The following is a 19,648-nucleotide window of genomic DNA, read 5'->3' as shown; positions in this document are numbered from 1 at the left end:
TAAATGATCTTTTTTGCCCATGCTTGCGTAATAACTAACAAATGCTTACTTAATATGGATCATAAAATGAATATTGCCTCTATTCGTCGCAAAAAAATCGCCGTGGTTGGTTCAGGTATATCCGGCCTAAGTTGTGCGTGGCTTCTGAATAAGGCGCACGATGTCACGCTATATGAAAAAGACGACAGGCTTGGAGGTCACTCCAATACAGTCACCTGTGACGTCCAAGGTGTCAGTGTCGATGTAGATACCGGTTTTATTGTGTTTAACCCCACCAACTACCCTAACCTAGTTAAGCTCTTTTCAACATTGAACATCAATACCTGTGAAACCGACATGTCATTTGCCGTGTCCATCAACGAAGGACAACTTGAATATTCAGGTACCGGGTTGTCTGGCCTACTGGCGCAAAAAAGTAATCTACTAAAACCCAGCTTTTGGAACATGGTGCGAGAGGTTCTCAGGTTTTATAACGACGCTAGCATGCTGATGAACCAAACCGATATTAATCAGATTACATTAGGCGAGCTTTTGCAGCAGCAAGGTTACAGTAAAGGCTTCATCTATAACCACCTTCTTCCGATGGGAGCTGCGATTTGGTCGACACCCGTTGATAAGATGCTGGACTACCCTGCCAGTAGCTTTCTACGATTCTGCCAAAACCATGGACTCGCTCAACTTAAGGATCGCCCTCAATGGCGTACCGTGGTGGGCGGCAGCAAGCAGTATGTAGATAAAATAGCCCACGTTTTAGAGGGCAAAATCCGCTTAAATAGCCGTATACACAAGGTTATTCGTCATGAAGATCATGTCATTATTGAAGACCTTCACGGCAACAGAGACTATTACGATGATATTGTGCTCGCTTGTCACTCCGATCAAGCCATCGCGTTATTAGACTCACCGACAGACGACGAACAGCGGTTATTAAAACACTTTCCCTATCAACGAAATAAAGCCTACTTGCATACTGACGCATCACTCATGCCTAAACGTCCTGCGGTTTGGTCCAGCTGGAACTACATGTCTGCCGGTCAACGGGACCAATCCCAAGAAGTATCTGTAACCTATTGGATGAACCAGTTGCAACCACTGAACACAGATGTCCCCCTGTTTCTTTCACTCAACCCGCTAAAAGAACCTAAAGACGGCAGCATCATTCGCAGTTTCTTTTACGATCATCCAGAATTTGGTCGAGAAGCGTTCAATACGCAAAAAGCGTTATGGCAGCTTCAAGGTCAACATCGTACATGGTTCTGCGGCGCTTATTTTGGCTACGGTTTCCATGAAGATGGATTACAGTCCGGGCTTGCGGTTGCTGAACAGCTGGGGGGGATTCCTCGACCCTGGACGCTCAGTGATAAGAACAGCCGCATTTTTGTCACTGAGCAACGTCAGATAAAAGCCCCCATCATTACGCAGGTTAAAGCCCATGGTTAATCTACGCTCTTGCCTTTATCAAGGGGTTGTTATGCACCATCGTTTTCGGCCCGTTAAAAACCGTTTTATCTATCGGGTTTTCTCCCTATGCGTCGACCTTGATGAACTGCCCCTATTAAATAAGCTGAAATGGCTATCGATTAATGGATTTAACCTTTTCTCCTTTAATGAAAAAGACCACGGTAGCGGACGAGGCTCCTTAGCCGACGACATCAGACAATGCCTGACCGACAAAGGGTATGCGCGCGCAACTCACCGGATACAGCTGCTCTGTTACCCCCGCATACTCGGCTACACCTTCAATCCACTTAGTGTGTATTTTTGCTATAACGAACGTGATGAACTCGACGTGATTCTCTATGAAGTCACCAATACATTCGGCTCAAGACATACCTATCTCTTTGAAGCCCACAGCCAAGACAAGCAAATACGCCACGCATGCACTAAAGCAATGTACGTAAGCCCTTTTATGCCGATGGATACCACCTATGCTTTTCGTATCCATCCGCCAGCGGAACGTATCGCCGTTTGTATTCGCCAAACCGAACAGGTTGAACAGAAAAAGCACCCGATCCTCCATGCAACATTCACGGGAACTCAACATCCCTTAACGGATCACTCCTTACTTAACGTCTTTATTCGCTACCCCTTAATGACCCTAAAAGTGATCGTGGGCATCCATTGGGAAGCACTTAAGCTGTGGCGAAAAAAGCTGAAACTACAGCCTAGGGACACACACAAAAACCATAGTATTAGCTGGCAAGATAAAAACGGAGTAACCCATTATGAAAGCTTATGAGCAACCATCAACACAGCTTAAGGCCTCCCCATTTGAGCCAACGTGGTTAGAAAAAAAGTTACTTAATACCTTTGAGAAAAAACTCAATGCCCAGTGCGGCACACTCAACCTTAAATTACCCAGCGGCTACTGTTGCCTGTTCGGCAGTAACAAGCCCGAAGCTGATATTAAATTAAACAACCTCCGCCCTCTTTTACGCTTATTCTTCGGTGGAATTAACGGCTGGTCTGAAAGTTATCTTGCAGGTGAGTGGGACAGCTCAAACCTAACAGCGCTCGTAAAATGGGCGCTGGCCTACGAAGATGCACTCACGGATCTTTCTAAAGCCCGTATTGTGATCAGCACATTACATAATATCTACCACTGGACACGTGATAACACCCCCGCAGGCAGCAGGAAAAACATCTCCGCCCATTACGACTTAGGCAATGATTTTTATAAACATTGGCTCGATAAGTCCATGACCTACTCCTCAGCCTTATACAGCCAACCGGATGAGTCCCTGTACACGGCACAACGGGGGAAAAACGCTCGGATCATTGAGCTATTAAAAGCAAAACCGGGTGAACATGTAGTAGAAATAGGCTGCGGCTGGGGAGGCTTTGCAGCCCAAGCAAGCCAAGAACATGACCTGCGAATACACGGCATAACCCTATCAAAAGAACAGCTTAACTGGGCTCAACAACGGATTAAAAACGATGGCTTAAGCGATAAGGTCCACCTCAGCTTAACCGACTACCGTGACCTACATACTCAATATGATGCGGTTGTCTCTATTGAGATGTTTGAAGCGGTGGGTGAAGCCCACTGGGATACCTATTTCCACACCCTTAAACGCGTGCTCAAGCCAGGCGGTCATGCGGTATTGCAAGTCATTACGATTGAAGATGAGCGTTTTCATCATTACCGTAAGCAAGCGGATTTTATACAACGTTATATCTTTCCCGGTGGTATGTTACCCAGCATATCGGTCTTTAAGGAAAAGCTAAACGAGCACGGTTTTACGCTTAAAGAGCATCAGTTATTTGGTAAAGATTACGCTCGCACTTTACGAGAATGGTGCAATCGTTTTGAACAATCATGGGGGAACATAAAGCAACAAGGATTTGACGAAAACTTCTATCGCTTATGGCGTTACTACATGGCGTATTGTGAAGGCGGCTTTGAGCAGGGTTCTATTGATGTTGGTCTGTATCTATTAGCCCACACCGATCAAGATTCCGGTAGCGATAGAGTATCTACCTAATGACGATCCGGTTAGTTATGATCGGCGGTTTGAGATTATGTAGTCGTCTTGTGAGCGATTCTAATCCTTGCCAAAGGTTAGCTAGCCCATCCATTTCCACCCCCATGATTTACCATACCCCCCCTGAAAGGCGTTGATACTCGCCTTTCAGACCCCTTACTTAATTCATCACAACCATTCGTCATGATCATTCATAACACAACGCGTACGATCTATTAAAACAGGAACGTGTAGAGGTAACCTGCACTCATGGCCATTGAAAGGATCACCACTAAAAAAGCAACAATCATAGGATTTTTGAATATTGACTTAAGTAAAATAACTTCCGTTAAACTAGCCCCGGCACTGCCAATAATTAATGCCATAACCGCGCCAAACCCCATCCCTTTTTCCGCCAGCGCCGCACTCAATGGAATAACCGCCTCTGCTCGAATATAGAGAGGAATACCAATTATGGCGGCGATAGGAATGGCAAACGGATTATCATCTTTTGCAAATTTAACCACCAACTCGGTAGGCATAAAGCCGTAAATTAATGAGCCAATCACGATCCCCCCAAGCAAATAAGGGAGCACTGTTTTGAAATCAGCAAACGTTGTGTTCCAAATGCGTTTCCATTTACTAATCGGTATAGACGGTCCTCCACAACCTGATCCACAGGAGGAAGGTTGAGGCGCTATATAAGCTTCTGCTTTTACATATTTCTCAAAACCTAATTTTTCCAATGTATAACCCGCTATTACGGATACTCCCATTGCAATAACAAAATAGAACAGGGCTACCTGCCAACCAAACAACACTGTAAATAACCCGATAATAATAGGGTTTAATAGCGGACTCGCAAACAGGAACACCATCATCGTACCGAACCCAGCCTTCGCCCTTAACAACCCTTTTAAGAAAGGAATTGTGGAGCAAGAACAAAACGGGGTTATTGCCCCCAAAAATCCAGCTATCAGATAGCCCTTTCCTTTTTTACTACTTAAGATGTTTTCTATTTTCGATGGCGGTATATACTCCTGCAGCACTCCAACGATGTAGCTAATAAAAAGAAATAAAAGTGTCAATTCCACCGCTAAAAAAGCGAACATACTTAACGCTTCTTCCAACATACTCATATTAATAGTAAACATACTTCCCTCAAAAATCACATTTCTAGAATTATCGAAATATATAAACAAGCACTATCTCTGTCATTATATTTCCAGTAATATCGAAATAAGAGAGAGGAAGGAAGTATTGTGAACGTTGAAATTATTGCTAAAGCACTAAAAGAGCTGGGCCACCCTACTCGATTACGCATCTATAAAAGTGTCGTCAGAGCAGGTTTTCAAGGCATCGCTGTCGGGGCTATACAAGAGAAGCTGCAGGTACCAAACTCAACACTCTCTCACCATATCTCTAGTTTAGTTTCAGCTGGTCTAATCTCACAACGTAGGGAAAGCCGCACGCTATACTGCACAGCAGAATATGACAAACTACAGCAAGTGATTAGCTTTCTTCAGGATGAATGCTGTGCCGATGAAGCGATCAATGCTATACCTGAGACAACAAGTAAAAGTAAGTGATAAGGTAATAGCTAGGTTGCTACGATTAGGGTAACTTGAGGCAGTGGCCCTATGGTTTATGCGCTCACTGGTTAGTATCAGTACTTAAGATTCAACTCTATTTCGCCCCCTATCTTTCGCTTTATAGAGCATAAGGTCTGCTTTATTAATTAGCGCACCTTCGCCCGTTCCCGTATTAGGGATCATCTCCGCTAGACCGACACTAGCCGTTAGGTATTTATCAATGGGTGAATCACTATTACCTATATGTAAGGCAAGTATCTGCTTCAATAATTTATTTGAAAGCTGCTTAGCCTGCGCTAATGAGGTATCCCCCCATACTAGTGCAAACTCTTCCCCACCATAGCGTGCACAAATATCACCAGGACGACTCGCAAACTCTTTAAGTAGAGTACCAATACGAACCAAACAGTCATCACCGGATTGATGTCCATAAATATCATTAAGTAGCTTAAAATGATCTAGATCCACTATTGCCAAGCTTATTGGCTTTTGTAATCGGGCACATCGCCGCCACTCATTATGAAGAAACTCATCAAACGCTCGACGGTTAGGAATATCCGTTAGTCCATCAAGTCTAGCGAGGTTTCTCACCTCCTCTTCTGCTAACTTTCGTTCAGTAATATTTTGGTGAGAAATAACAAAGTAAGCCTTACTTTTTAACTCTAAGGTAGTCACTCGCATCATAAACCAACGCTTTTCATCAGGGCTATGACAGGGGTACTCAAAGTAAAATTCTGATTCTTCTTTATTAATAACCTTTAAGATTCCATTTTTTGCTTGCTTCCCAAAGCCATCCCCCATTGCCGCCGCTTTATTGCATTCATCAATATAATTGATACCTTGCCAATGATCGCCAACCGAGCAGGCATTATCTTTCCCAAAAACAGCCCAACTCTTGTTTGCATATTGAATGGTTCCCATATTATCAATAACAACAATATGGTCAGTGATTGAATCCAAAATCAGCCTTAAGGCTTCATAGGAATTTTCCATATAGTGATGCACCCACCTACTACTAAAATACGCATAACCCGCTCTAACAAGTAAGAGCAAGTTAGGTTCTATTATTGTTTAACATTTATAATAGACCTTTATTCATGCTCTAGTACTTATTATGTATAAAAAGGAGTGCCTAGAGACTGGCGTAACGGCTTTTCCGTGAGAACATAAAATAACTTTCTACACAAGGACAGGCACTAACCTCCCTCTCGAATAGGGACAGGCACCGTTATACCTGCTTTATCGTCCCTCAAACAGGGACAGGCACGCTTACACCTTATGCGCCGCAAGATCACATTGACAACTGATAGCTCTAATCCTAAGATCAAAAACAGTAGATAACATCGATAAAAGGATTTAACGATGACTCGCCCACGGAACGAACTCGTGTCTGTCCAAGACACACCTTACTACCATGTTGTATCACGCTGCGTTCGGCGCTCCTACCTATGCGGTATCGATCATATATCAGGCAAAAATTACGAACACCGCCGCCAGTGGATCGAAGATCGCATACGAATATTATCCTCTCTCTTTGCCATTGATGTATGCGCATATGCGGTAATGTCGAACCACCATCACTTGGTCGTTAAAATCTGCCCTAGCCAAGCTGTAGAGTGGTCTGATAGAGAGGTTGCGTCACGTTGGACCAGCTTATTCAAGGGCCCCCTACTTATCCAGCACTGGTTATCTGGGAAGGCACTCAATAAGCTTCAGGTAGAAACCGTTAATAATATGATAGAGGTTTACCGCAAACGTTTAAGCAGCCTTAGCTGGTTTATGAAGTGTTTAAATGAGCCAATCGCTCGGCAGGCTAACCAAGAAGATGGATGTACAGGGCATTTCTGGGAGTCTCGGTTTAAATCTCAAGCACTGTTAACTGAGGAAGCACTCCTATCTTGCATGGCTTATGTCGATCTAAATCCTATACGAGCAGGCATAGCAGACACACCCGAGGACTCAGCACATACAAGTATCAAGGAACGAATTAAACCTCGCTTCAACCGAGAAAAGGCCATCAAATCACAGCACACGCAATCAGCCCTTAAACGCTTTGACCACCCAATTAAACCCCTTGCTATTTTTGAGGGGAATTTAAGGAACGAAACGCCATTAGGATTACCCTTCAGCGCCGAAGATTACCTCCAATTAATAGATTCCACCGGTCGAATTATAAGAAATGACAAAACCGGCGCAATTGACTCACATATCCCCTCCATATTTAAACGATTAAATATAGATTCGGCTAGCTGGCTTAATCACGCCACAAGATTTGAATTAATTTATCCTAAAAAATTCACAAAAAAACGACAGCTTAACGCAGCCTAAGTTGCATCATTCCCGTTCCCTATGATCAGTGATAAAGCTGAGGCATTGCGCTGCCCTGAAAACAGCCCTCTACCCTGCATGACGGGTTTACATGCCCTACCCAGTAACAATACATAATTAAGATGATTAAATCAGATAGGTAACACCGTTTAGTAACTATTAATCAGTGCCTGTCCCTGTAAAAGAGGGAAATCATTAATTAATCAGTGCCTGTCCTTATTAAGGCATTAAGGCACTTATTAAGGCAAGGAATCTAAGTCAAGACAAGAGCGACAGCATAAGCGCCTGTCCCTGTTAAAGAGGGAAAATGGATGGGTTAACTAAGCGGTTAGCTAGGTGACACAGTGACGACTTGTTTGCCGAAGATACAGCCCTTAAGCTGCTGTTTTAACGCTTGAGTGATGGCGACTTCATCAAAGACAATTGGAATAATATCCGGCGATTTGATACTGCCCTCGTTCACGCTGTTCATTAATAAGTCCCCCATAAAACTCATTTTTTGTTGCGCGCACAAGCTCTGGGTGAGCCAGGCCCCGCTAAGGGACACAATACTGATGACCGGTGCTTTATAAAACAGTAATGAGGAGGGTACTGTCGGTAAACCATTGAGGCAGGCGATTCTACCGCAAAAACGTAATAGCTCGATATTGCGAATAGTATTCCCACCGCCCAGCGTATCAACAACCGCGTCAAATTGGCTATGACCTAATGCCAATTTAAACTTCTTCAGTAAATTTTTATCGTGATAATCGAAGCACTCATCCGCACCGATCTTTTTTAAATAGGCATGATTATTTTTAGCCGCTGTCGCAAACACTTTAGCGCCCCGCTGTTTCGCAAATTGAATTGCAAATTGACCAACAGCGCCACCTCCCGCGTCAACCAGTAAGTTTTCGCCCTCTTTTATTTGCAGTTTATCTAATGCAAAAATAGCCGCCATGCCCGCGCAAGGTAACGCCGCAGCAATTTCAGGGGCAAGGCCTTCAGGGAGTTTAGAAACGGAGAAATTAGGCACCGCAACATACTGTGCTAGCATCCCTTGGTGCTTAATATTGGCATGCCACATCACTTGATCACCAATACAAGGGATCACGCCGGCCGGTGCGTCAACCACCGTACCAACAGCATCTAATCCTAATATATGCGGGTATTGCCAATCAGGAAATCCATATTTTGCTAATTTCGCATCAATAGGATTAAGGCCAACATACTCAACACGAATCAGCAGCTCACTTTCGTTACGCTGAGGTGTCGCCACCTCTTGCTTCAGCAAAGAAAAATCTTCTGCCGCTTCAGCGAGCGTAATTGCTTGCATCGTCTTGGTTATGTTGACCATTATATCTACCCTATTTGATCGCTTAATGTAACGTTATTTATTGCACTAACGTCCGGCTCCAACCACCACTAAACGCTTTGTAAGTAGAGATTTTTGCCAACATAAAAGCAACTTTCGCATCAACTGATGCTTGCTTCGCGACTAATGCATCTTGACGAGCGGATAAGAGATCTAAATAAGGCATTTGGCCTTCTTCATACATCGCTTTAGCTTGTAAGTGCGCAGCCTCGGCATGCAGCAGTCTTTGATTTGCAAATTCATGCAAGTTTTTTGACTGTTTCATATTGACCAGTGCAGTTTGCGACTCGGCAATAACGCTAATTATAGTATTTTCATAATCTAAAAATGCGGCTTGGGTCAATGAACTTTGCGCTTTAGCCTGTGCTTTTAGCGCAGGCCAGCTCAAAATGGACCAGTTCAACTGTGGGGTTAACGACCACCCATCATCATTTTTAGATAAGTTGTTACCTATTGGGTTAATTAACCCAACAAAGCCCGAGATCGAAATATCTGGATACAGCGCCGCGTCGGCTGCATCAGCAAGGGCACTTTGCTGAAGTAGCTTATAGCGAGCAATACTAATTTCGGGACGTAAGCTGACCGCCTTTTCTGGCTGATTTAATGTAACCGGCTGAATTAAATTGTTATTTAACAGATCGGTTTCAAAGCTTAACTGAACTTGGCTCGGTGTCTGTCCTAGCAATACGGCTAAGGTTGCTTGGTTCCGATACAGTGCCGTTTCAATCTGAGGCAGCAATGTTTTTTGCTGATTCAACTGAGCATAGGTTCTGTTGATATCGAGTTTAGAGGCAAACCCTTCATCAACTCGTGCCTGTAGTACCGAAATACTTTCGGTTAACGCCGCAATTTGTTGATTTACAATTTGCAGTTTTAACTGATTCCCTTGCCATTCAAAGAAGCTACGGGTCACCCCGCTCACCACTTCGGCAGCTAATTGAGTCTTTTGCTCTTGCGCTTGGAAGCTATTCGCTTCCGCGGCTTTTATGAGTGCAGCAATGCGACCAAATAGGTCGAACTGCCAGCTAAAGTTTGCGCCCGCATTGGCACTCGCATCAATACTGTTCGCCGCCGATTCACGGCTACTTTCAACCTGCAAACCGCCTTGCGGTAAGTGTTGAGCTTCTTCATAACCAAGCTGCTGCATCGCCGCTTGTAAGCGCTGCTGAGCGGCTTGTAAATTACGATTAGACTCTAACCCTTGTTTGACTAAGGCGTCTAATTGTGGACTTTGATAACTCTGCCACCATTGGTTACTGGCGCCACTTTCATTGAGCTCGTCCGCATAATTCTGGCCCGCAAAAAAAGCGGATTGCGCTAAACTTTTTTCGGCCAAATGGGGGCCGCTTGCGCAGCCCGCCAATGTCAACGCAAGCGTTAATGCTGAAAGCTTAGCGGATGATCTTACGTTCAGCTTAAACATGCGTATCTTCCTTCTTGTCACTTAGTTCAGCCGCTGACTTTCTAGCAACTAAGGCATAAAAAACAGGCGTAAATAACAAGCCGAAGAGCGTCACACCGATCATACCGGAGAATACAGCCACACCCATTGCCTGACGCATCTCAGACCCTGCCCCAGAGGCAAGTACCAGAGGAATAACACCGGCAGTAAAGGCGATAGAGGTCATCAAGATAGGACGTAAACGCATACGGCCAGCATGAACTATCGCTTCTAACCGCGTTAACCCAGTCTCTTGCTCCTCTTTGGCAAACTCAACCATCAATATGGCGTTCTTACAGGCCAAGGCCACGAGTACAATGAGGGCAATTTGCGTGAAGATATTGTTATCTCCACCAATCAACCAGACACCAAACAAGGCAGAGAAGATTGTCATCGGTACAATCAATATAATAGCTAACGGTAAGCGTAAGCTTTCATATTGAGCAGCCAACACCATAAACACAAGCAGCACGACTAATGGGAAGATATAGACCATTGTGTTACCCGCAAGGATCTGCTGATAGGTCACTTCTGTCCATTCATAGACGATACCGTCAGGTAGGTTTTCTACCAGTACCTCTTCAATTGCTTGCTGCGCTTGGTCGGAACTGAACCCCATGGCTGGGCTACCGTTAAGTTCAGCACTCGGGTAACCGTTATAATGCATTACACGGTCTGGACCGGTCGTTGGTGTCGCGCTAAGTACTGCACCTAAAGGCACCATAGCACCTTGGCTGTTACGCACTTTCAAATTCAAGATCTGCTTAGCATCAACCCTAAAGTCACCATCAGCCTGAGCATTCACTTGGTATGTACGACCAAACATATTGAAATCGTTTACGTACAAAGACCCAAGGTATATTTGCAATGCATCAAAGACTTGATCGAGTGCAATACCTTGTAGCATGGCTTGCTCACGGTCTATATCTATATCCATTTGTGGTACTTGGATACGGAAGCTCGAATACAAGCCCATTAACTCAGGACGCTTCCTCGCTTCATTAATCACCGTTTGCAGCGAATTAAATAAACTCTCAAAACCTTGGTTTGAGCGATCTTCAATTTGCAGTTTAAAACCACCGGTTGTCCCTAGACCAAGAATAGGTGGTGGCGGGAAAACAGCCACAAAGGCTTCATCAATAGCAGAAAAACGTTTATTCAACTCCCCGGCTATAGCCGCAGCCGATAAACCTGGTCCTTGACGCTCAGAAAAGTCTTTAAGTGGAGTAAATACAACCGCACTATTTGGACTATTGGTAAAACCATTGACCGACAAACCTGGGAAGGCAACAATATTCGCAACCCCTGGCACCTCTTGGGCAATAGCCGACATCTCTTTAACAACCGCTTCGGTTCTGTCTAAGCTTGAGGCATCAGGCAACTGGGCAATCGATACCAAATACTGCTTATCCTGTGCTGGAATAAAGCCACCGGGTACCGTGTTAAATAGACCAACAGTCGAGCCTAGTAAAGCCAGATAAATAATACCGACAATTACGCTAAAACGAATCAGCTTTTTTATCGACGTCTGGTAAGCCAATGAGCCTTTTTCGAACAGCTTGTTAAATGGGCGGAAGATAAATCGTCCAAAAATAGCGTTTAGGATTCGCGTTAAAAGATCCGGTTTTGCATTATGAGGTTTTAATAATAACGCCGATAATGCGGGTGATAATGTTAGCGAGTTAAACGCAGAAATAACGGTCGAAATTGTAATGGTTAAGGCAAACTGTTTATAGAACTGCCCTGTTAGGCCGGTAATAAACGCAGTCGGGATAAATACCGCCAGCAATACAAGTGCAATCGCAATAATAGGTCCAGTCACTTCGCTCATAGCGACGCGAGACGCTTCAACAGGCGATAACCCTTTCTCTATATTACGCTCAACGTTCTCCACCACAACGATGGCATCATCCACCACAATGCCGATGGCCAATACAAGACCAAAGAGAGATAAGGTATTGATACTCACGCCCAACCACTGCATTACCGCAAAGGTACCAATGAGTGAAACGGGAACCGCGATTAATGGAATAATCGATGCGCGCCATGTTTGCAAAAACACGATAACCACGATAACCACGAGGGCAATCGCTTCTAATAAGGTTTTAATAACCGCTTCAATAGACCCACGTACGAAGACTGTTGGGTCGTATACAATGTCGTAATCCACACCGGCAGGAAAATCTTCCGCTAGTGTTTTCATTGTAGAGCGAACTTCGTCCGACAGCTCAATAGCATTAGAACCTGGACGTTGGAATATCGGCATAGCAACCGCAGGCTGGCCATTTAATAATGAACGCAGCGCGTAGGTATCTTGACCGACTTCGACGCGCGCAATGTCGCCTAGTCGAGTAATCGCTCCGCCTTCATCAACTTTAATGATGACATCTTCAAACTCTTCAACACTGGTTAACCGCCCTTTCACATTCAGTAACACTTGAAACTGAGCCGAATTAGGCGATGGCTGGGCACCTAAAGAACCTGCCGCAACCTGCTGGTTTTGCTCACGTAATGAGTTAACCACATCCGTTGCCGTCAACTGACGTGAAGCCAAGGCATCTGGGTTTAACCAAACACGCATGGAATATTTACCACCACCGAATACACGAACTTCACCTACACCACCAATACGCGCAATTTGATCTTTTACGTATAGGTCTGCGTAGTTCGATAAATAATCGGTCTCTCTAATTTTTTCCTTAGAATATAGATGTACAACCATGGTTAAGTTAGGGGATGCTTTTTTAGCAACAACACCTAAACGCTGAACCTCTTGTGGTAACCGAGGTAACGCGCTGTTTACACGGTTTTGCACACGTACTTGGGCACGGTCTAAATCAGTTCCCAAAGCAAAGGTAACTGTCAGTGTCATCCGGCCATCGCTGGTCGCTTGTGAAAACATATACAACATGCTTTCAACACCGTTAATTTCCTGCTCAAGGGGAGTAGCAACCGTTTCCGCAATAACTTTAGGGTTCGCACCTGGGTAGTTAGCTGTTACAACAACCGTTGGCGGAACAACCTCAGGGTATTCACTGATCGGTAATTGAAACAGTGATATAGCACCACCGATTAAAATAACCAGTGATAAGACGGCAGCAAAGATCGGCCGTTTTATAAAAAAGTGTGAAAAGTTCATGAGCCGCTTCTTATTACTTAGCAGTTAATAAAGTTTGGTTTAATGGTGCACCTAACGTAAACCCAATCGCATCGGCATTTAGCTGCGTTGTACGTGGCTCAATTGGCATACCGGGTCCAACTTTAGCGGGGCCGTTAACGGCGATAATATCGCTTGCTGTTAAACCTTTAGTAATGACACGAAACTCACCATAACGATCGCCAACAGTAATTGGACGGTATTGCAGTGTGTTTTTGTCATCAACAATTAAGACAAAGCGATTTTTCAAATCGGTGCCTATGGCTCTTTCAGGTATCAATACTTGCTGTTGCGCCTCTTGGCTAGCTAAGCGAATACGAGCAAAAGCGCCACTACGCAGCTTGCTATTATCAAGAAACGTAGCACGTACACGTAATGTACCTGTTGATGTATTAATCTGGTTATCGATGAAATCCACATGGCCTTGATGAGCAAACTCATCACTCCCTAGCAGCTGCATCACAACCGGAAGATTATCGCTGGCTTTTGCCTGTTCGAAATGGCTATTCCACGTACGCTCATCAATATCAAAATACGCATACATTTTTTGATCGGATACGATATTGGTTAACGTGCTCTGGTTCGCATTAACCGTATTACCCTTAGTGATCTCAGCGCGAGAGATAACGCCATCAATAGGTGCGGTTATTTTTGTGAACTCTAAATCAAGTTGGGCTGCTTGCAGCTGTGCATTTAACGCTGAAATTTGCGCTTGAGCTTTTTTTGCTGCCGTTGTTCTTGATTCAGCTTCTTCTGACGAGATCGCATCACGTTTACGCAATCGAGCTGCACGCGCGGCTTCACTTTTAGCTTGCTGATATTCAGCCACTGCACTGGCAACTTGAGCTCTTAAACTAGCCACTTGTGCTTCAAATGGGCGAGGATCAAGGCTAAATAATAGATCACCTTGTTTTACCTGCTGGCCTTCAACAAAATCAATTGTATTAACAACACCCGATACACGCGGCTTTAACGCAACCTGCTGCGGTGCTTCTAGGCGCGTCGTATAGGTAAACCAAGACTGGACAGGCTTAGAGACAACTTGAGCCACATCAATCTGTGTTAATGGTCGCTGTGCTTGTGCTGCTTTTGCTTGCTCAGGAGGTTCACTGCAAGCCATAAGTGTGGTTAGTAACACACTTATAATTATAATTTGACTGTGTTTGTTAAATGACATGATTTGTCCCTCTCATTGTAATTGCAATCATCATAAAGGTTATGAATGTGTTAAAATAGAATCAATTCATCATTTAATTAGTGCAGAAATGGCACCAATAGATTATTTTTGGGAGTGATCTTATGGATACGACGAGCCGTTTATTAATGTTTTTAGACGTGGTTGAGCTCGGTAACTTTGCAAAAGTCGCCGATTCGCACCATATCGACCGTTCAGTCATCTCTAAACAGATGAATAAACTCGAAGAAGACCTAGGTGTACGGTTATTAAACCGCTCCACCCGCACCATTTCATTAACCGCTGCCGGCGCTGAGATGGTAAAAAAGGCCACAGAACTGCGTTTTTTACTGAGCGAAACACTACAAATTGCCGAAAACTATCACACCGAACCACGTGGGTTATTAAAAATAACCAGTACCAGCATTATTGGCCGTCGCTATCTACAACCCGTTATTAATGATTTTCAAAAACGCTTCCCCCAAGTCGAAGTAGAATTACGCCTAGAAGATCGCATGGTCGACATCGTCGGTGAAGGATACGACTTAGCCTTTCGCGTAGGCGAACCTAAAGTATCCAACTTAATTTCACGCTCCCTTGCGCGTAACCGCTTATTAATTTTAGCGACGCCTGATTTTTTACAAACCTACGGCGTACCTAATACGATTGAAGAACTCGCCAAACTCCCTGCGGCAAGCTATGCCAGCAACAGCTTGCTTATTGAGGAGATCAACTACATTAATCATCAAGCGCAAGAGGTCTCAGTCCCTATCAATAGTGTTTTTAGGGCAAATGATGGCGATTTAATTATGTTAAAAGTGCTATCAGGAACCGCTTACTTTGTCTCACCCGCCTTTTTAATTGCCGATGAAATTAAAAAAGGTCTATTAACCCCTATTTTAACCCACATTAAACTGCCTGAATTTCGCCACCTTTACGCCATCTACCCCCATCGAGACCTGCCGGTACGCACCCAGTTATTTTTTGATGCCGTACGCGAGTTCATTGGCAAAGATAAACCCATTTGGGAAAACAACATTCCAGGTTTTGATGACATGTACCAATAACGCTTACCTATCCCTAAACCCCGTCCCCACAAACGCTAGCCTGCAAACGACTTATCCATGTTAAGCACAAAACCTACCGCTGCAATTAGGGGTAGGTTTTGTCTATATACAGTTTTAGCGGATGAACCGCTTAGTTAGCGATTTGGATCTCTAACACCGACAACGGCGTGGGTGTTTCAATCACGGACGTTATTTTGAGCCCCGTTTTTTTACAAAGCTTGTCAAATTCAGCCAGATCTCGCTCTTGCCCGCCCCACGTCATAAGAAACGCTTCAATATCTTTTGAGAAATGCGGGACATTCCCCTCAGGTACAATCGCATCGATCACGTAGAGCTTACTCTCAGGCATCATGGCGGCTTTAACGGTTTCCAGTATTTTGCAACAATCCTCATCACTCCAGTCATGTAGGATTCTTTTTAGGAAATAAGCATCTGCGCCGGCCGGGACCTTTTCAAAAAAACTGCCGCCACTTTTATCAAAGCGTAAGTTAAGTGCCGAGTTTTCCTCGATATGCGTGGCCTGTTCAATAATAAGAGGCTGATCAAAAAGCGTCCCATTGAGCTGAGTATGTTGTGCAAGAATCTCCTTCAAGAAGCCACCTTGGCCACCACCCACATCAACCACAGAGTGCAGATGGCCCACAGGGCAGCATTCTGCAATAACCGGATTTTCTAACTCGGCATAGTTATGCATCGCTCGCGCAAACTGATCATTTTCTTCAGTTTCATCATCAAGATGCTCAAACACACCTTTACCAAAAAGATCGGTATAACTATCTTCGCCCGTACGCACACTATGCTCTAAGTGACCGTATGCCTCCCACATGGATTTTGTAACCATGTGTGCCGCATTACGCACAGAGAAGTCGCCTTCAGTGCTAATCGCGTCGGAAAAGGCGGTGGTGGTAAAAACAAACTTATCGGTTTCTTGAAAGATTTCATACGATGCAAGTAGGCGCATCAAACGATAAAGGCGGTCTTCATTGATCGAGAGCTTTTCCGCTACCGTTTTAACATGCACACCCTGCTGATCTACATGGTCGGCAATACCTAATTTGGCTGCCACATGAATAGCCCTAGAGATAACAAATCCCCAGTAAAGCTCATTGATACGCTGAATAGGATTAATTTCTGCTGATGACATAGTCTGCTTTACGCCCAACAGGCGTACTCCGTTGCTTATTATTATTAAGCAAGATCAAAAGCAAACTATGTGCCACAGATATAAAATATTGTTTATAAAGAGTATTTTAAAATAAGCGACGAGCTGACAAACCTATATGCTTCACATTTAGCGACAGTCTGTTTCACTCAGTTTTACACCAAGTGCGTCCTACTCTCCTTTATATACAAAGCGTGCCTGTCCTTGTTTATTTGTCCTTGTTTATTTTGTTTATTATGCAATGGATCAGGTTCTGGCATCTGAATTAGATTCTCTTTAGTGATTGGTTGGTGTTCCCTACAAAAACCTATCGCGTTGTTTGGCCTTGTTTAATGTTTATAGCGCCATATGCAACAGCGGATAAGACTTGCCCTGACCATCAATTGGTGAACGGCCCGTAACAGAAAAACCAATATGCTGGTAAAAACCTAACGCTTGCTCATTCTGTTCATTAACATCAACTTTGCTCGCCCCTTGGGACTTGATCGCATAAGTAGCTAACAGAGTTCCTAAACCTTTGCCACGCGCATCAGGTGAAATGAACAGCATTTCAATGTTTCCACCATGTACACCACAGAACCCCAATATTTCACCCTTACTATTTTTTGCACACCTTAAATCAACGGCGTCAAGATACTGCTCTAAGATCAGTGACTTTAATTCCTGAAGATCTTCTTCCGCCAAAAAATAATGGGTTGCTCTCACCGATCCTTCCCAAATTTTTAGCAGCCTAAGATGATCTGCTTTTTCTACAACTTCAATATTCATCACTAAACCTGATTGAAAATTTAACGTTTGGCTTTCCGATGTGCCGGAACGTAGATGCGTCCACCAACAACATGTGATAGTAGCTCAATCCGGCAGCCCCTCTAACTTTGGTACTTTCCCTAATTCCTCATCCCAAGCTGCTCTGCTGGACAAAAAGATGTGCGCTGTTGGCGCCATAGATATTTCACTGTCCAAACACCCTGCGGGAACGACGAGCAAACCTTCGATCTGAGTATTTGGCAATGCTGAACCGCACAGCTTACAAAAGCTTTTGTTATGACGACTGCCAGGAAGCGTAAAGGACGTCACAGCATCGGCACCCGACCGCCAGACCAATGTTGCTGACTGTGAGAATAGGTTTGCCGCATGAGCCGAACCCGTATCTTTTTGGCAATGCTGACAATGACACAGGTAAAAACTATCGAAATCACCCTTTATCTCAAAACTCACAGTGCCACACAGACAAGAACCCACATAATCAGTCATCAGAATCTCTTCCTTGGTCTTTGAATGAAATATACATAATATTTTGGCTCGGAGCGTCGCGTAGCTGCGTCCGCCAACAGCCACTGGTTATACTTTACCGGCCTGAATCCACCGTCAAAACTATTGCTTCACCAATCTCAGTAATCGCCTTATTCCTCTCTGAGAAAGAAGCTTCTGTTTGCGTAAGATATAGAGCTACAACGATCGGCTGGCGTTCCGGAGGCCAAAATATGGCTGTTATAGATCGCGATCCGAAACCGCCAGCCCCAGTTCGATCTGCAACAATCCAGCCTTCTGGAACAGCAGCCCGAAAAAGTCCATCTGCAACTTGATTTCTCTTCAGCCAGTCATATAGCTGATCTCTGGACTTTCTGGATAACACGTCGCCCAACAGCAAATTCTGGAGATTTTTCACCATTTCATTTGGAGTTGTTGTATCTCTATTATCACCTGGTACCGCCTCATTAAGCTCCGTCTCCCAACGATCAAGACGCGTTACATCATCTCCCAATCCTCTCGCAAACAATGTAACTTTTTCCGGTCCACCCAGAGCTTGCAAAACCAAGTTTGCGGCCGTGTTGTCGCTCATCGTCAGAGCAGCCTCACAAAGATCCGCAAGGCTCATAGCTTGACCACCAGCGTGTTTCTCCGTGATAGGAGAGTAGGTAACGAGATCAGACTCTGAAAAACTCACCCTTCTATCAAGACTCTCCTGCCCCGCATCGACCCGGTGAAGCAGAGCCGCACAAGCAAGCGTTTTAAACGTACTGGACATTGCAAATCGCTGATCAGCTTGATATTCCCATCGCTGACCGGACTCCAAATCATAAGCAGCAAAGCCCACTTGAGCCTCTATCTCTCCAGCGATTCGTTCCACCGTTTGAATCAAAGAACGATGGCCGTCAGCAGATGCGATGAATGCCCAAAAACTAAAAAAAATAGCCATAGGAAACTTTAGTAACGCTGTCATTGGTGAAACTCTCATAAACTTCTCAGCACTTGGTTCGAACTGCATAACGCCGCCAGCATGAACGGCTTTGTAGTGGAAGCGAAGCCGAAAAATGCGTCGCCATACTTGGTCTTATTATGTGGTTGAACTTCCATTGAACAAGATTCTGTTCGAAAACGGGTCTACCACTATGAACACCCTATCTCCCCAAGGAGCATTCGTGATTTCTGGCCGACAGTACCTATAACCCTTTGAAGTTATTTCGTGGTGCAAAGCTTCAAGCTGATCTGTATTCACGAACGTTTTAGAGCCAGGAGAACAATCTCCCGAGTGCTCACTGAGATGAAAGGCCAGGTCATCTCTAGAAACCTGCATATAGATAGGGCTGTCCGGCTCAAAGCAGTGCTCCCAATCCAACGACATACTGAGGAACTCCAGATAGAACGCCTTCGCCTTTGCCTCATCGAAAATTCAGATAACAGGGATCGCTTGAAATTGCACCTATACTCTCCTTACACAGAACGCCAAGCTCACCGGCGCATATTGCGGAGAGCGTTTTTGTGTAAAATGGAGCAGCGCGAAATACACAAAAACGAGCGTAGCAATATGTGTCCGCGTGCAGCTTTTTGTGTACGCCCAGCATGGGCATGAACTAATGAGGTGAAAGTCCTCTGTAGGAAGGTCACCATCCATAGCGATTTATATC

17 protein-coding genes are annotated in these 19,648 nt (G+C 44.5%); 6 read left to right on the top strand and 11 right to left on the bottom strand.

Annotation, left to right across the window (positions count from 1 at the left end; genetic code table 11):
* Positions 1-66 precede the first annotated feature (66 nt).
* From A3773_RS11240 to A3773_RS11230, 3 genes are read left to right on the top strand one after another with little or no spacing between them, the layout of a single operon-like run.
* Entirely contained in the window at positions 67-1,440 is a 1,374-nt protein-coding gene (locus A3773_RS11240; protein WP_067986059.1) for an NAD(P)/FAD-dependent oxidoreductase, read from the top strand.
* Complete coding sequence (locus A3773_RS11235; protein ID WP_067986057.1) at positions 1,433-2,239, top strand: DUF1365 domain-containing protein; 807 nt, start codon at positions 1,433-1,435, stop codon at positions 2,237-2,239. Before A3773_RS11240 ends, A3773_RS11235 begins: the two co-directional genes overlap by 8 nt.
* Positions 2,226-3,485, top strand: a complete 1,260-nt coding sequence (locus A3773_RS11230) for an SAM-dependent methyltransferase (RefSeq protein WP_067986056.1) — start codon at positions 2,226-2,228, stop codon at positions 3,483-3,485. Before A3773_RS11235 ends, A3773_RS11230 begins: the two co-directional genes overlap by 14 nt.
* 215 nt (positions 3,486-3,700) lie before the next feature.
* Here A3773_RS11230 and A3773_RS11225 read toward each other — a convergent pair whose 3' ends face one another.
* Entirely contained in the window at positions 3,701-4,618 is a 918-nt protein-coding gene (locus A3773_RS11225; RefSeq protein ID WP_067986054.1) for a permease, read from the bottom strand.
* A 108-nt stretch (positions 4,619-4,726) separates the two neighbouring features.
* Here A3773_RS11225 and A3773_RS11220 point away from each other — a divergent pair, with 108 nt between their 5' ends.
* On the top strand, positions 4,727-5,053 hold the full coding sequence (locus A3773_RS11220; protein ID WP_067986052.1) for an ArsR/SmtB family transcription factor: 327 nt from the start codon (positions 4,727-4,729) through the stop codon (positions 5,051-5,053).
* Positions 5,054-5,137: 84 nt separating this feature from the next.
* Here A3773_RS11220 and A3773_RS11215 read toward each other — a convergent pair whose 3' ends face one another.
* Complete coding sequence (locus A3773_RS11215) at positions 5,138-6,049, bottom strand: sensor domain-containing diguanylate cyclase (protein WP_067986050.1); 912 nt, start codon at positions 6,047-6,049, stop codon at positions 5,138-5,140.
* 369 nt (positions 6,050-6,418) lie between these two features.
* On the opposite strand from A3773_RS11215, the gene A3773_RS11210 reads away from it, so the two are divergent.
* Positions 6,419-7,384: a transposase gene (locus tag A3773_RS11210; RefSeq protein WP_067986048.1), complete on the top strand. Its 966-nt coding sequence runs from the start codon at positions 6,419-6,421 to the stop codon at positions 7,382-7,384.
* Between the two features lie 328 nt (positions 7,385-7,712).
* Here the strand turns inward: A3773_RS11210 and A3773_RS11205 are convergent, their stop codons facing one another.
* Genes A3773_RS11205 through A3773_RS11190 form a run of 4 tightly spaced genes read right to left on the bottom strand, consistent with a single transcriptional unit; the run spans position 7,713 to position 14,513 of the window.
* Entirely contained in the window at positions 7,713-8,720 is a 1,008-nt protein-coding gene (locus tag A3773_RS11205; protein WP_067986046.1) for a zinc-binding dehydrogenase, read from the bottom strand.
* 37 nt (positions 8,721-8,757) lie between these two features.
* Positions 8,758-10,161, bottom strand: coding sequence for a TolC family protein (locus tag A3773_RS11200; protein ID WP_067986044.1), 1,404 nt, complete (start codon positions 10,159-10,161; stop codon positions 8,758-8,760).
* Positions 10,154-13,318 carry an efflux RND transporter permease subunit gene (locus A3773_RS11195; protein ID WP_067986042.1) on the bottom strand — a complete coding sequence of 1,055 codons (3,165 nt, stop codon included), beginning with the start codon at positions 13,316-13,318 and terminating at the stop codon, positions 10,154-10,156. The genes A3773_RS11200 and A3773_RS11195 overlap by 8 nt, the downstream gene beginning before the upstream one ends.
* 13 nt (positions 13,319-13,331) lie before the next feature.
* On the bottom strand, positions 13,332-14,513 hold the full coding sequence (locus A3773_RS11190) for an efflux RND transporter periplasmic adaptor subunit (RefSeq protein ID WP_067986040.1): 1,182 nt from the start codon (positions 14,511-14,513) through the stop codon (positions 13,332-13,334).
* A 122-nt stretch (positions 14,514-14,635) separates the two neighbouring features.
* On the opposite strand from A3773_RS11190, the gene A3773_RS11185 reads away from it, so the two are divergent.
* Complete coding sequence (locus A3773_RS11185) at positions 14,636-15,577, top strand: LysR family transcriptional regulator (RefSeq protein WP_067986038.1); 942 nt, start codon at positions 14,636-14,638, stop codon at positions 15,575-15,577.
* A gap of 130 nt (positions 15,578-15,707) precedes the next feature.
* Here the strand turns inward: A3773_RS11185 and A3773_RS11180 are convergent, their stop codons facing one another.
* From A3773_RS11180 to A3773_RS18355, 5 genes are all read right to left on the bottom strand, one after another.
* Positions 15,708-16,721: a methyltransferase gene (locus A3773_RS11180; protein WP_067986036.1), complete on the bottom strand. Its 1,014-nt coding sequence runs from the start codon at positions 16,719-16,721 to the stop codon at positions 15,708-15,710.
* A gap of 354 nt (positions 16,722-17,075) precedes the next feature.
* Complete coding sequence (locus tag A3773_RS11175; RefSeq protein WP_067986035.1) at positions 17,076-17,507, bottom strand: acetyltransferase; 432 nt, start codon at positions 17,505-17,507, stop codon at positions 17,076-17,078.
* Between the two features lie 84 nt (positions 17,508-17,591).
* Entirely contained in the window at positions 17,592-17,993 is a 402-nt protein-coding gene (locus A3773_RS11170; protein ID WP_067986033.1) for a GFA family protein, read from the bottom strand.
* 94 nt (positions 17,994-18,087) lie between these two features.
* Positions 18,088-18,963, bottom strand: coding sequence for a class A beta-lactamase (gene bla / locus A3773_RS11165; RefSeq protein WP_067986381.1), 876 nt, complete (start codon positions 18,961-18,963; stop codon positions 18,088-18,090).
* A 114-nt stretch (positions 18,964-19,077) separates the two neighbouring features.
* Complete coding sequence (locus tag A3773_RS18355) at positions 19,078-19,413, bottom strand: glyoxalase superfamily protein (protein ID WP_269454501.1); 336 nt, start codon at positions 19,411-19,413, stop codon at positions 19,078-19,080.
* Between the last annotated feature and the right edge of the window lie 235 nt (positions 19,414-19,648).

This window comes from Neptuniibacter pectenicola (genome assembly GCF_001597735.1).
Lineage (GTDB): Bacteria > Pseudomonadota > Gammaproteobacteria > Pseudomonadales > Balneatricaceae > Neptuniibacter > Neptuniibacter pectenicola.
This window is presented reverse-complemented; position numbering and strand designations above follow the sequence as displayed.

Bases quoted from the DNA above. Each gene is read 5' to 3' on its own strand.
- A3773_RS11240 (WP_067986059.1), top strand. From the start codon at position 67: ATGAATATTGCCTCTATTCGTCGCAAAAAAATCGCCGTGGTTGGTTCA.
- A3773_RS11235 (WP_067986057.1), top strand. From the start codon at position 1,433: ATGGTTAATCTACGCTCTTGCCTTTATCAAGGGGTTGTTATGCACCAT.
- A3773_RS11230 (WP_067986056.1), top strand. From the start codon at position 2,226: ATGAAAGCTTATGAGCAACCATCAACACAGCTTAAGGCCTCCCCATTT.
- A3773_RS11225 (WP_067986054.1), bottom strand. From the start codon at position 4,618: ATGTTTACTATTAATATGAGTATGTTGGAAGAAGCGTTAAGTATGTTC.
- A3773_RS11215 (WP_067986050.1), bottom strand. From the start codon at position 6,049: ATGGAAAATTCCTATGAAGCCTTAAGGCTGATTTTGGATTCAATCACT.
- A3773_RS11210 (WP_067986048.1), top strand. From the start codon at position 6,419: ATGACTCGCCCACGGAACGAACTCGTGTCTGTCCAAGACACACCTTAC.
- A3773_RS11205 (WP_067986046.1), bottom strand. From the start codon at position 8,720: ATGGTCAACATAACCAAGACGATGCAAGCAATTACGCTCGCTGAAGCG.
- A3773_RS11200 (WP_067986044.1), bottom strand. From the start codon at position 10,161: ATGTTTAAGCTGAACGTAAGATCATCCGCTAAGCTTTCAGCATTAACG.
- A3773_RS11195 (WP_067986042.1), bottom strand. From the start codon at position 13,318: ATGAACTTTTCACACTTTTTTATAAAACGGCCGATCTTTGCTGCCGTC.
- A3773_RS11190 (WP_067986040.1), bottom strand. From the start codon at position 14,513: ATGTCATTTAACAAACACAGTCAAATTATAATTATAAGTGTGTTACTA.
- A3773_RS11185 (WP_067986038.1), top strand. From the start codon at position 14,636: ATGGATACGACGAGCCGTTTATTAATGTTTTTAGACGTGGTTGAGCTC.
- A3773_RS11180 (WP_067986036.1), bottom strand. From the start codon at position 16,721: ATGTCATCAGCAGAAATTAATCCTATTCAGCGTATCAATGAGCTTTAC.
- A3773_RS11175 (WP_067986035.1), bottom strand. From the start codon at position 17,507: ATGAATATTGAAGTTGTAGAAAAAGCAGATCATCTTAGGCTGCTAAAA.
- A3773_RS11170 (WP_067986033.1), bottom strand. From the start codon at position 17,993: ATGACTGATTATGTGGGTTCTTGTCTGTGTGGCACTGTGAGTTTTGAG.
- bla (WP_067986381.1), bottom strand. From the start codon at position 18,963: ATGACAGCGTTACTAAAGTTTCCTATGGCTATTTTTTTTAGTTTTTGG.